Origin of the sequence: Brevibacillus parabrevis, from assembly GCF_003710905.1 — a bacterium.
Lineage (GTDB): Bacteria > Bacillota > Bacilli > Brevibacillales > Brevibacillaceae > Brevibacillus > Brevibacillus parabrevis.
This window is the reverse complement of the sequence record NZ_RHHV01000002.1, coordinates 149,156-162,186: the sequence shown is the minus strand read 5'-3', so window position 1 is coordinate 162,186 and position 13,031 is coordinate 149,156. Positions and strand designations below refer to the sequence as shown.

Sequence of the window (13,031 nt, the reverse complement as noted above, 5' to 3'; positions counted from 1 at the left end):
ACTGACAGGCTGGCATCATGGCCGAGCGGATTACCCGATGATCTTCGTTTTCTTCGCATTTTCCATCGATTTTTGAATCAGCCCGCTCAGCGGTCGTTTCAAGGCCAGCGCAATAAACAGACTGATGCCGATGAAGCCGCACAGCATGAGAATATCCCGAATCGCCGTCTCCCAGAGGACGCCCCCGACCCCTTCACGCAACAAACTGATCGCGTAGGTGAACGGCATAAACGGATTGAGTGCCTGGAAAAAAGGCGCCGTCATGCTGATCGGGAACGTGCCCCCGGAGCTGGAAAACTGGAAGACCATGAAAATGATCGCGATACCCTTGCCGACATTGCCGAATACCGACAACAGCGTATACGTGATCGTCACGAACACCATACTGACGAGCATCGCGAAAAGGACAAACGGAACTTTGTCCGCCACATACGCTTCCAAAATGTAAAAGTCACCGAGCGTAATACACAGTGCCTGGAACAGCCCGATTGTCACGAATGTGCCCAGACGGCCAAGGTACAGCTGGTACGGCTTGTAGCGTCCGTCCGGGTTCTCCGGGTCTGGTTTGAGCAAAGAAATCAGCAAGGTCGCTCCTACCCATAGCGACAATACTCCGTAAAAAGGCGACATTGCCGAACCGTAGTTGGGAATCGGATATTTGCGGTTTTCCTTGATCTGCACCGGACTTGCCAAAAACTCGCTCTCTCGCTTGATATCCCCGCGCAGCAGCTTGGCGAGATCGGCAAAGTGATTGTTCGCCTCGACCTCTCTCAGCTTGTCCGCCGCTTGCGCAATCGCACTCTCCAGCTTGGGCAGATCATCGCGCACCAGCTCGGCTACCCTGTGGACGCCGTTCTCCACCTCCGGCAGCTTGTTACGGACAAAGTCAGCCAGCTTGGTCAGCTCCGCCTCGGCTTGCGGCAAATCGTTTTGGATGAAGCCAGCCGCCTGGTCGAGCTTTTGCTTGATTTCTGGCAAATGCTGCTTGAGGAACGGCGCTGCCGTGTGGATCGCTTTGGCAAACGCTTCGGACTTGCTTTGCAACGTTTGCGCCAGTTCATGGACCCGCGCCTGAATCTGCGGCAGCTCCTGCTCGATTCGTTTCAGTTCGGCCAGCCCCAGCTCCAGTCCGGCTTTTGTCTCTTTCAAAATCGCCTCGATATCCGGCAGCCTGTCTTTTGCTTTTTGCAGCAGTTCGGCGGAATCGCCCACGACTGTTTTCAGCTTTTCGATGCCCTCCGCGATTTTCGGAACGATTTCGCTATCGTAGCGCGCCAGGATGTCTCCCAGCTCCGCACTCGTGTTTTTCGCCAACTGATTCAGACTCTCGATCAAGTCTCTTGCGGGCTTTTTCCCGTCTGCCAACGCTTTCGCTATCGTATCGAGAATCTCGATTTGCCGATGCATTTTCTCTTCCAGCTTATGGAGCCGCTCGGAAAAAGGCGTCAGCGGCTGCCCCGGAATGTAGCGGTTCAGCTTGTCGACCAGCGCAGAGGTGTGTTCGACGATACGCGCAGCTTTGCCTAGCTTGTCAGACACAGCCTGCACTTCGGCAGCTGTAGGCAACCGTTCGGGATTGATTTGCAGCAGCCTGTCTGTCAGTTGCACAAGCGCATCGGACGCCTGCTGAGCCAAAATGAGATTTTGCTTGATGAGCGGAGCGATTGTTTCAAAAGCGCCGTCATGCGCCGTGAAAAATTGATTGAGCCGATCGGCAAAATCGACTCCCTTGTCAGCCAATTCTCCGATGCGCGGCAAGGCATTTTGTGCCGCCGAAACAATCTCAATTGCCTGACTGGCCTTTTGCGTGGCCGTAGTCACCGCATTGGTCACTTTGCCGAAGTTTTGGTCCAGCTCGACGATGCGCCCGACCGCCTGATCGATCATCGGCAGCTTTTCTTCCATCGCGATGACGGCGGAAGCAGCGTCGTTGATGCGCGGCCAGTTTTGCTGAATCTTCAAAAGAGCATCGGCCGCCTGGTTAATCTCGGGGATGCGCTTCTCCACTTCCGGGATGATTTGCGCTTTTTCATGAATGTCCGGCAGCTTTTTTTCGATCTCCAACACTTTCTGACCTGCCGCATGAATCTCCGGGAGCTTGCTTTCCAGTTCGAAAATGCCGCTCTCGATCTTGCGAATGGTCGGCAGCTGCTCCTCCAGCTTCACGCCAATCTCCGTCAGCTTGGTCAAAAGCGCTTCGCTGACCGCTTCCGTGAAGCTCTCGTTGATCTGCTTGGCAATCGCCGATACACCCGAAGAGGTGATTTTCGGAGCCACGGCATTCACTTTTTCGTTGACGGTATAAATGACTTCGGGCCTGTCCAGCCGACCATTGACGATTCCGGTAATCTTTGCGGAAAAGTCGGCGGGAATCAGGATGCTGGCGTAATAATCGCCGCGATCCACGCCGCGTTCGGCTTCTTCCTTCGTCACGAACGTCCAGCCCAGCTTTTCATTGTGCTGCAAGCTTTTTAGCAGCTCTTCCCCGATATTGATCTCTTTGTCCATCACTGTCGCGCCCTTGTCTTCGCTCGTCACCGCAACCTTTACCCCTTGGGTATTGGCGTACGGGTCCCAGACTGACTTGATGTTCACCCAGTCGTACAGGCAAGGAAGCAGGATGATCGCGATGATCAGGAAAATCCCCGTCGGTACTTTGAAAATATTGATCCAGTCCGTCTTGTAAATCTGCCATATAGAGCGCATGTGTGTACCACCTGATTAATTAGGAATGAAGGGCGTCAAACACTTACATGACAGTCTACCATAAAAGGAAATTAGCGGGAAGGAAGCTGCCAATAGTAGCATTGGCCCTGTCCGTCATTTTATGATTTTGCGGGCTGTGCCTTTTGGCGATCAGGCAGCGGCGCATAGAGCGAAAAAACCGCCTGTTTTGCTAGTTTCGCAAGACAGACGGCTCCTCTTGGGTTATTTTTGCCTGCATGTGCTATGTTCGCTTCTTTTCCACCCGCACCAGGTACAAAAAGTAGGGCACACCGATCAGCGCTGTCAAAATTCCCGCGGGAATCTCGACTGGCGGATTCACTCCCCGCCCGATCGCGTCTGCGATGAGCAAAATCAGCGCCCCGATGATCGCCGCTCCCGGCAACAACATCCGGTGCTGGTTGCCAAACAGCTTGCGCGCTATTTGCGGAGCGAGCAGCCCGATAAAACCGATGGAGCCAATCGCAGCGACGCAAGCGCCTGCCAATGCGACTGCGAGCAGCAACAATCCGTAGCGGGACTGGCTGACCCTAAGGCCAAGCCCCGTAGAGCTGTGCTCGTCCAGGCTGATAATATCCAGTTGCCGATGCAAGGCGAAAGCGGCAGGAATCAGGACACAAAGCCAGGGCAGCAAGCCGTATATTTCATCCCAGCCTTTTCCCCACAAGCTTCCCGCCAGCCATACGAGCGAATCGTTGGCTTGCATCGGGTATTTCACCAGAACAAATTCCGTCAATGCCTGGCAAACCGCACCTACCCCCAGACCGACGAGCGCAAATGTACTCGGCTGCGCCCCGCTCTTTCTGGCAAACGCGATCAGGGCAAGCGCAACGGCCAACGCCCCCAGAAAGGCGAACAGCGGAAGCACGAGCGGAGATGCATGGGGGAAAAATAAAATAATCGCTACGGCGAACAAGCCCGCTCCTTTTGTTACTCCGATCACATCCGGGGAAGCAAGCGGGTTGCGAATCATCCCTTGCAAAATCACTCCGGAAATCGCGAAGCCCGCTCCCGCCAAAATCGCCAGAATCGCCCTTGGCAAGCGGTAGTTTTCTACAATGAAGGACAGCGAGGACGACTCTCCGGTCCAAATCGCCACGATCAGGCCGGGAGCAACGTAAACAGAACCGACACTCATGCCGAGAAACGCCGCCACAATCGTCACCGCTGCCAGGGCAAACAGAGCGATGGCTTTACGCGAACTCCGTTTGCTGCTCGCTGCTGTTGTATCCACCTTCACACCAGCTCCCTCCCTTTTTTTCGCGCCAAGTAAAGAAAAAAGGGCGTGCCGAGCAAAGCGGTCACAATCCCGACCGGCGACTCAAACGGGAACGAAATCAGGCGGGCGACAACATCCGAGTACGTCACCAAAACAGCCCCGCCCCAGGCAGAGACAAAAATGACCGCGCGATAATCTGTGCCGACCAGCTTTCTGGCAATGTGCGGGATCATCAGCCCGATAAACCCGACAGCCCCCGCGACAGCTACTGACGCTCCGCCCAGTATTACAATAGCTGCACAAGCCAAGAGCCGCACGACCACTATTTTTTGCCCCAAGCCCATCGCTACTTCCTCGCCGAGCCGAAAGACCGACAATGACCCGGCCAAGCCCGCTGCAAGCGCCAGCCCAAGCACAGACCAGGGCAAAATCATTCGGACATCCGCCCAAGTCGCTCCGCTGATCGAGCCGGACAGCCAAAACATGACGTCGGAAATGTGCTCATTGTAAATGATCAATCCTTTTGTAATGGAGGTCAGCAGCAGATGTACCGCCATCCCGACCAGCGCAATCTTCAAGTTGGTCATTCCTCTGGAAGAGGCAAACCCCAGTACAGTAAAGCCCCCGAGGATCGCTCCGGCAAAAGCGAAGTAAATCAAGTTTGCCGAACCGATGCTAGGCAAAAAAAGGATCGCCAGGACGACGACAAGCGACGCTCCGGCATTGACGCCAAAAACTTGCGGCGAAGCGAGCGGATTGCGGGTAATGGCTTGCATCAACGCTCCGGCTACGGCGAGATTCGCTCCGATCAACGCTCCCAGAACGGCTCGCGGCAGGCGAATCGTTTGAAAAATGAGCAGCTCCTTGGACGGTTCCGCCAAGCTCCACTGCTTGAGGACGGTCTGAAGCGGAATCGCGGCTACACCCGTAAACAGGCTGAGCCATAATCCGATAGCGAGCAGCACTGTCAGGCAAATACACGTCTGAACGAGGGAACGTTTATTCGTTCGTCTCATGGTCATCAAGCTAGTAAGCACCTCCTGCGCACGCGATCCATGGAAGGCTTGGCAGCGCCATTGCGAAGCTCTGGCAGCCTCATGCGTTCTCATCAGAACCAAACAGAAAAAGACCAGATCGCAATCCGGCCCCTTTCCTTTCCATGTGTCGTGCGCGCTTCCTTTACTTCTTCTTGCTGTACAAAATCTCGCTGGCCTCTGTGACGATTTTTTCCGCCGATTTCAAGCCGCGGTAACGCGTCCACAGATCGCGGTTCACTTGGTACACTTCTTTGTTTTTCACGGCGGTGATGTTGTTCCACAGCGGGTTTTGCTTCCATTCCGAGAGCAGCGTATCGTCAGCTTCCACGAGGAAAATGACGTCCGGGTCCCACTGCACCATTTGCTCCAAGCTGATTTTCACGGTCGGTTCTGCTGCATCTTGGATGGCGTTTTTGATCCCGACCATTTCCAGCAATTCACCGTCAAACGATTTCGCTCCGTGTGCCGAAAGCGAGTCTGCGCGGAACACGCCGAGCATCACGGTGCGGGAATCTCCGGCAGGAATGTTCTTTTTCAGCTCGTCGATGACAGCCTTATGCTTGACCAGGCGCTGCTCGGCTTCTTTTTGCTTGTTCAGCGCTTCCCCGATTGTAGTGAATGAGCTCAAGTTTTCCTGGTAAGTCGAATTGCGGCTTTTCAGGATGATTGTCGGAGCAATTTTTTGCAGCTCCTTGTAAATGTCCTTGTGGCGGTTCAAATCGCCGATGATCAAGTCAGGCTTCAACGTACTGATGACTTCAAGATTCGGCTGTTGACGCGTGCCGACAGACGTGTATTCGATCTTTTGTCCGAGCAGTCCCTCTACGTCGGTTTCTTTTTCGTGAGCAATGCCCACAGGGGTTACACCAAGCTCCCACAACGCATCGACAAAAGAAAACTCCAGTGCCACGACACGTTTCGGCTCTCCGGTGATCTCGGTTTCGCCAAGCTCATGCTTGATTGTCCGTTTTTGTGCAGCTTGTGCGCTGTCCTGGCTGGCAGCCTGATTTTTTGTCTCGCTGCTGCCGCATCCGGTCAGGACGACCGCGCATGCCAGGGCAAGACTCCAAGCGAGATGCCCCCACTGTCTGAATCTGCTTTTTTTGCTCATTTCTTTGTTTACCCCCTCTTGATGATAATGAGAATTATTATTGATGAAGGACGGGTTTATTGTAACAACCGCTATTTTCAAAATAAATATTGTGCTGATTAACGTTTTTAAGTTCATTGCGATAATTAACGTCATTTTGTTTACGGCAAAGCTGCGCCCACAGACCAGGGCATGCTTGTCTGCAAACAGCAAAAAGCTTGTCTTTTTCAAGACAAGCTTTCACGGCACTTCTTTGTTAAAATTCGTTCAGCTTCCATTTGGTCGCGTAGTAGTTGATCTGCTCTTGCAACCAGGCCGCCGCTTCATTTTCCTCCAGGTACATGGCTCCCGGGCAGCCGTATATGCTGCTGGTCATTTTCGCTGCTGACTCGGCGTACTTTTGCCATTCCGCTTCGTTCGAGGCAATCGTCGCAAGGCCGACGCAATACGTGCTCATTTTCGGCTTGTTTGCTTTTAGCCACTTTGCCATGGTGTTCCTGAACTCGCGGTCTGCCTCCTGATTGCGTTCCTCGCCCGCTTCCGCAGGCTTGACCATCATCAACCCGAAAGGCTTTTGCGCTGCCAAAATGCCATCCAGCTCTTGCGTGAATTGGTGAACGTCTACGGTCGTAGCAGCGACAGCTTTGTAAATCGGCTGCCCGTCCATTTGTTTGATTTCCATTTTCCTCTCCCTTTCTCAGCTCATTTTGTTTTTCGGTCATTTGTACAGGTGAGTGACGATAGCAGGGGGTTACTTTTGATAGTAATAATCAAGCTTGCCCTCCTCTACCTGTGCAGGGAGTTCTTTCGCCTGTAGACGTAGATTTTTTGAAAAAGAAAAACGACCTCCATGAATCAGAGGTCGTTGCAAGCGTTACGTCTATTTGCTCTGCGGCGGAAGGCTCACCTGAAAAATGGTCTGGGCGGAGGAATCTGTTACCCAGATGCTCCCTTGCCCTGTTGCTGCAACATCGACTGGCTGATCAAACGAGGAAGCCAGCGTAGTGACCTTGCCATTATGCAAGTAGCGAATCGCATGGTTGCGGCTATCGGCGATTACCAGTCCACCCTCGGCCGTTACTGAGATGCCTTTTGGGAACTGGAATTGGGCGGAACTTGCTGCGCCATCTGCCTGACCTCCCTCTGCGTACAGGCTGTCTTGCGGATAAGTCAGCGTGGCAGCCCCCGCTACGGTAGCTACCGTCCCGTTTTTCAGATCGATATAGCGAATCCGTTGGTTGCCCGTGTCGCTCACGTACAGATTGCCTTGTCCATCGATGGCGATTCCGGTTGGCTCATTGAACTTGGCTTCTTTCAGCTTTCCGTCGCGAAAATCACCCGCTCGTTCCACATATCCCGGGGCAAGTTGCACAATCCGCTCTGACAGACTGTTCAAGGTCGTCACTTTGCCATCCGCGGTAATTTTGCGAATCGCATGGTTTAACGTATCTGCCACGTAAATCGTTCCGTCAGCAGCGACAGCGAGATCGCCAGGGGAGTAGAAACGCGCTGCTTTTCCTGTCCCATCCTGGTGTCCTTGCACGCCATCCCCGGCAAGCGTCGCGACCGTCCCCTGCGTGGTGATTTTGCGGATGACATGGTTGCCGGTATCTGCGATGTACAGGTTTCCTTGTGCATCTGCTGCCATGCCTTGAGGCTGTTGAAACATCGATTGATTCAGTGGGCCATCGAGCCACATTCCTTCCGGCAAGCCTTTTGCATCGCGGGATACCGTCAGCCCGGCGTAATCGGATACGAGTCCGGCAGCCAGCTTGCGAATGCTGTGGTTTGCGGAGTCCGCGATATAGGCGGCGCCGTCGGGCAAGACGACAATCCCCGACGGTTCGCGAAACGATGCGGACAGGGCGGCACCGTTTTCATCGCCCGTTTGTCCTGAGCCAGCCACGATCTTTTTGTCTGCCACGGGGGCAGGTTCTGTTGTCGCCGCAAATGCCGGGACAGCACCTGCCCATACAGCCAGAGCAAACACGCCCAACACAGCTGCCTTCGATATGCTTCGCTTTTTACGTATCAATGCGAAAGTCCCTCCTTGTCCGCTGTTCGATGATCTCTGCTAGAAAAGCTGGCTGAACAGCGGCCTGTTTTGAATGAGCTGAACGAGCGGGCTTGGACCTGGCTCGACAGGTGGCGGCGGTGGTGGTGGAATCGGACCTGGGCCCGGCTCTTCCACGGTGACATCTGCATATCCCCTGCCCACCACCTGATCGAACTCATCAAATGCCCTTACTTTGACTTCATAGCTCCCTGCTGACACATTGGCGAAGGTGTATTCCTGACTATTGCTAACTTCCTCGCACGTATCTTCCAGGCAAACCGAATACTTAACCGTGTCGCTCACCTCATTCCAGGTGACTCTGACCGATGATCCGGTGGCTGTTGCTCCTACGTTCATATATTCCGGTTCGGCTACTACTCTGAAAAAGTCTCTTCCTTTGGCAATAATCTGGTTGCGCGCATTGTAAGCGGTCACGTCCACCGTATACTTTTGCCGATACGAGAAGTCCTTGAACTCATACTCCAGCTGACCTGGGCCTGCGGGCTGCAAAAGCGTCTCGCACGCATTGTCCGTCAGGCAAATTTCATATCTTTCTGCATCTTGCACCTGATCCCATCTGATATAAACCCATCCGTCCTGGCCGATATCAATATCGATGGTGCCAACTTCCGGCTCAGGTTGTGGTCTGGGCTGCTCGGGCACGTAGCCGAGCAAAAACGAATTGCTCTGCGCCGCATAGCTACCAGACTCATCGTAAAACTTCACGACATAACGATTTTGCAGCATCGTCGAAGTATCGCTTGCCAGCGTCAACAGAACGGCGTGATCTGAAATTTGCGTTCCACTTGCGACTGCCAACGTTTGCGAGCCGTTCACTGCCGGGATGTCAAAACGGTAGAATCGGCCATTTTGCAAAGTAACGCCAGCTTCCGAGCCGCTTTGAATCGGTTCAGAAAAAGTAAGCTCGACATGCTGACTGTCTTTTACGCTCGCTGACACCGTGGTATAGGCATATCTCGCCACCTCGCTGTCCCGCATGTTGTCAGCGGTGGCATAAGCCTCTACCGCTCCTGTGGTCAGATGAATGGTCGAACCCGGCTCGTAGCGCTCATAGCGACCGCCATTTTTATAGTAGATGGTTGCACCCGGCGTATTTGTCTGTAGTGTAATATCAGGATTTCCGTCCACCAATCCCGCCTCTGGCGAAGCAAGCACTGGCGCTGCCTGTGGAGCATGGAACACGCCGTACGTGGAGAAATGCTCCACACTGGCAATGACCCGGCCATCAACTACACTGGTTCCGTGCACGTATTCCCAACGGTCATCTGAGCGCTTGTAAAAGACGCCGACGTCCGCCCCGCTCTCTCGTGCCTTCAACGGATAAGACAATGTGACAGGCTGCTTCACTTCAATCGCTTCAAAGGCAAAGCTGAGGACAAGACCAGCCTGTTCCAATGCACTTCCCTGCTTCACTTCTCGAATCGTTACCGTTGCCTGTTCCGGCAGTGGATTGGCTCCCATATCCAGCTCGAAGCCTTTGTCGAACAACATGGTTCCACTGTGCAGCTTGACTGGTTTCCCAAACGGCGCATAGATGTGAAGAAGGAGACGGACGTCGTTTTTGTAATCGCTCACTTTCCCGATAAAAGAGAAGCTTCCCGTCTTGTCGGTATGGATTGTCGTTTGCTCCCACGTCACAGAAACTTTGTTTTTTGTGCCATCTTCCATTTGAGCCAGGACTGTACCGGGCAAATGATAGCTGACTCCTGCGCGAATCGTTTCTTCCAGATCAGCGATGCGCACGATTTTTCCCGGGTCCTTGTCCTTGCCGCCAGAACCGCCGGAACCTCCTGAGCCTCCCGAACCTCCCGAACCGGAGCCACTTGAGCCAGAACCGCCTCCGCCTCCGGAAGTTCCTGTACCTGATCCTGTCGGAACCGTCGGTATGCTATTTTTCAGCTTGTCCAGTTCCTGCTGACGCGCTGCTTCCCTCAGCTTTTCAAGGCGCTCCTGCTCTTCCTGGATTTTCTGCAAAATGTTTTCTCTAGCAGCATTGCGCTGCTTTTGTTCTTCCAGCGCTTTTCGTTGCCGTTCCCGCTCCAATTCCAGCAGCTTGTTTCGTGCTTCTTGCTGCTGCCGTTCGCTCCACTCGACCGGAGGAACGTTCCCGCTCAGTTCAATTTTCCGCTGCAAATCCTTGTTGACTTGATTGACCAGATCGCGGATATCGCTCTCTGACACCTTGTTGTTTGCCAGAGCTTCTTTGACCAAGTTATTCAGCCAGACGTTCATGTTATTTGCGTATTCTTCCAAATCCCTTTGTTCATTCAACGGAAGGCCCGGAAGCTCTCCTGTTGCTGCTTTGTCAGTCAAATGCCGCTTCATTTGCTCGATCCACTCATCGTTTTCCTGATCCATCATCGCCTTGTTGCGAATCATCGCTTCCAGCAGCGCAGGCGACATCGTATTGAGCAAATCTTCCGGGCGAATAAAAGCGACTTGGGAGGCTGGCGGCTGTTGCTTGCCTCCATCGAACATGGACAGCTGCATCAACGGGTACACCATGACCTGCTTGCTGTCCGTACGATTTTCTGCCTGGACTTTCCCTGCTGCCACAAAAACACTGCTTTTCCCTGTCAGCGGGTCGACAGTCACCTGCAACTGTGTCCCTCTCACTCCCATGATCGCAGTCGGCGTCTGGATGGAAAACTCATCGGATTGCTTCGTCAGCGATTTTACTTTGATGTACGCTGAACCAGATGTCACCTGGACGCTCGTTTGCTTGCCATTTGCCGCCTCTTGCAGCTTCGCCAGCGAGATGACCGTATTTTCGTTGACGGTAATCTCATCATCGCGATCGACAATGGAGAGCACTACACTTGATTTGGGACCTGTTGATATTTGATCCCCTTTGTTCAGGCTCATGCTTTTGAACGCTTTGTACTCTTTCGTGCCGCCTGCCTTTTTCACCATCACAGTCCCTGTCACTTGCTCGACCTTGGCTACCCGGGCCGTCTCTGCCTCTGTCCCTGTAGCCATTCCCAGCAGGAGGAAACAGAGCATGCCAAGGACCGTCAACACTTTTGCCAGCCCGACAGGTTGTTTGATCGGCTGATCCATCACTTGTCACTCACCTCTCACGTTTTGTTAGCGGGGCGCAGCAAGGAAGTCTACGACCTCGTACAGCCGTATAGCCTCGCTTTTGCCCTTCATCTGTTTTTCACCCACATCGCGATAGTGGAAAAAATCTTTCGTCCGCCTGTACGTCTCCTCCGACACGAGAATCTGGTTGGCGGAAGCATTGGACTCGATGCGCGCGGCCGTGTTCACCGCATCTCCAATGGCTGTGTAGTCCACCCGCAAGTAAGAGCCGATGTTTCCGACTACCACATTACCCGTGTTGATGCCGATGCCGATGCTGACCTCGACGCCGTATTTTTGCAAAATATGTGCCTGCACACTTTTCATCCCATTCTGAATCTCGTGAGCAGTTTTCACAGCGCAATACTCATGATCGGCGACATCCAAAGGGGCATTGAACAACACCATTGCCGCATCCCCGATGAACTTGTCGATCGTGCCCTTGTTCGCCAGCACCTGATTGGTAATCATGTCAAACATCATATTGAGAAAATCGACGATCTCCTCCGGCTTCAGCTTTTCAGACAACGGGGTAAATCCGCGTATATCCAAAAACAAAATCGTCAGTTCCTTGTTGACGCCGCCAAGGGGCAGCTCCGCATCGCTTTTGGCGATCTCTTTCACCAGCTCTGGCGACAGATAACGCCCGAATTGCTTGGTAATAAACTGCTTTTGCTTCATTTCGAAAAAGGTTTTCACCGCGAGATTCACCACGTACACAAGCCACAGCGCCACAAGCGGGTAAATCACGTCGAAGTGGTGCAAAGTCGAGGAATAGAGCAGCCACTGACCGCCTAGCAGCGCCACCGTACCGAGAAAATGCAGCGCGATGCTCGTTACTGTTTTCGTCCGCCACGTTACCCAGACCGAGCAGACCATGATGACGAGCATCAGCAACAGCACGTACCACTGATCGGTTATCGCGATTTTTTCGTGACGCAGCAGTTGATCGATAATGTTGGCGTGCGCGTATACGAGGTACATATGGTTGTCGACAGGAGTAGGATGGGCGTCTGTTCCTGCTGCCGCAAAGCCGATCAGGACGATCCGATCCTGAAAAGTTTCCGGCGGCACCTCACCGTTTACTACCATGTAAAACGGGATGCTCATGAAATCTTTTGTCGTGCTGTTGTACTTGATCGGGATTTCCGCCTGCGGATTGTCGGTTAAAAAGTTTTGGACGTTGGCCCCGGCCATCTCCGCCATTTTGTACGCCATCGACGGGATCGGCCCTTCCGGCGTATCCAGCATCAGCCACGTGCGCCGAATAGCTCCGTCCTCGTCAAGCAACGCGTTGATATGCGCGGTTTGAGAAGCGGCGGCAATCTCGGGTATCGGCTTGTACAGAGCCTGCCCCTTCACCAGCTCGTCCTTTTTCACCTTGGTTTCTTTGCGGAAAAAGTTCTCCATCTCGGCATAGGAAGGAATAATGACATTGTTATGCTTGGCAAGCTCGGCAGCAAAAGCCTGGTCGACAGCAGGATCTTCGCTCTTCGTCGTGAACGTGATGTCAAAGCCGATCGCCTTGGCGCCTGCGATCTGCTCCAGCAGCGGTATGTAAATATCGCGCGGCCAGGGAAACGTGCCGATCAAATCAAGCGACTCCTGATCGATCTCGATCACGATAATATCTTCGTTCGGCTGGTGGGTCATCGTCGTCTGCTGATTGTAGTCGTACAAGGCCCGGCCCAGCACCTGCAATGACCCGGTAAACAGCAAAGCCAGACAAAGCAGGAACGTCAGGACGTTACCCGCAAGCAAGTAATTCCGGATTTTTTTATTCATCGCTCTTTCGTCTCCTTA

8 protein-coding genes are annotated in these 13,031 nt (G+C 53.4%); all 8 read right to left on the bottom strand.

Features of this window, described 5'->3' with window-relative positions:
* Nucleotides 1-30: 30 nt before the first annotated feature.
* The gene (locus EDM60_RS01330) at nucleotides 31-2,706 is read right to left on the bottom strand and encodes a YhgE/Pip domain-containing protein (protein WP_122962337.1); all 2,676 of its coding nucleotides are present in this window, start codon (nucleotides 2,704-2,706) and stop codon (nucleotides 31-33) included.
* Nucleotides 2,707-2,947: 241 nt separating this feature from the next.
* Nucleotides 2,948-3,913 (bottom strand): FecCD family ABC transporter permease, encoded by a 966-nt coding sequence (locus tag EDM60_RS01325; RefSeq protein ID WP_279635052.1) that lies wholly within the window; start codon nucleotides 3,911-3,913, stop codon nucleotides 2,948-2,950.
* Nucleotides 3,914-3,960: 47 nt separating this feature from the next.
* The gene (locus tag EDM60_RS01320; protein ID WP_122962336.1) at nucleotides 3,961-4,965 is read right to left on the bottom strand and encodes a FecCD family ABC transporter permease; all 1,005 of its coding nucleotides are present in this window, start codon (nucleotides 4,963-4,965) and stop codon (nucleotides 3,961-3,963) included.
* A 157-nt stretch (nucleotides 4,966-5,122) separates the two neighbouring features.
* Complete coding sequence (locus tag EDM60_RS01315) at nucleotides 5,123-6,091, bottom strand: ABC transporter substrate-binding protein (RefSeq protein WP_122962335.1); 969 nt, start codon at nucleotides 6,089-6,091, stop codon at nucleotides 5,123-5,125.
* A gap of 235 nt (nucleotides 6,092-6,326) precedes the next feature.
* Nucleotides 6,327-6,752, bottom strand: a complete 426-nt coding sequence (locus EDM60_RS01310) for a hypothetical protein (RefSeq protein WP_122962334.1) — start codon at nucleotides 6,750-6,752, stop codon at nucleotides 6,327-6,329.
* A gap of 198 nt (nucleotides 6,753-6,950) precedes the next feature.
* The gene (locus tag EDM60_RS01305) at nucleotides 6,951-8,105 is read right to left on the bottom strand and encodes an NHL domain-containing protein (protein WP_122962333.1); all 1,155 of its coding nucleotides are present in this window, start codon (nucleotides 8,103-8,105) and stop codon (nucleotides 6,951-6,953) included.
* A 39-nt stretch (nucleotides 8,106-8,144) separates the two neighbouring features.
* Nucleotides 8,145-11,207, bottom strand: a complete 3,063-nt coding sequence (locus tag EDM60_RS01300) for an Ig-like domain-containing protein (RefSeq protein ID WP_122962332.1) — start codon at nucleotides 11,205-11,207, stop codon at nucleotides 8,145-8,147.
* A gap of 27 nt (nucleotides 11,208-11,234) precedes the next feature.
* Nucleotides 11,235-13,013 carry a CHASE2 domain-containing protein gene (locus EDM60_RS01295; RefSeq protein WP_122962331.1) on the bottom strand — a complete coding sequence of 593 codons (1,779 nt, stop codon included), beginning with the start codon at nucleotides 13,011-13,013 and terminating at the stop codon, nucleotides 11,235-11,237.
* Between the last annotated feature and the right edge of the window lie 18 nt (nucleotides 13,014-13,031).

Excerpts from the sequence above, each read along its gene's own strand:
- EDM60_RS01330 (WP_122962337.1), bottom strand. The coding sequence starts at position 2,706 with ATGCGCTCTATATGGCAGATTTACAAGACGGACTGGATCAATATTTTC.
- EDM60_RS01320 (WP_122962336.1), bottom strand. The coding sequence starts at position 4,965 with ATGACCATGAGACGAACGAATAAACGTTCCCTCGTTCAGACGTGTATT.
- EDM60_RS01315 (WP_122962335.1), bottom strand. The coding sequence starts at position 6,091 with ATGAGCAAAAAAAGCAGATTCAGACAGTGGGGGCATCTCGCTTGGAGT.
- EDM60_RS01310 (WP_122962334.1), bottom strand. The coding sequence starts at position 6,752 with ATGGAAATCAAACAAATGGACGGGCAGCCGATTTACAAAGCTGTCGCT.
- EDM60_RS01300 (WP_122962332.1), bottom strand. The coding sequence starts at position 11,207 with ATGGATCAGCCGATCAAACAACCTGTCGGGCTGGCAAAAGTGTTGACG.
- EDM60_RS01295 (WP_122962331.1), bottom strand. The coding sequence starts at position 13,013 with ATGAATAAAAAAATCCGGAATTACTTGCTTGCGGGTAACGTCCTGACG.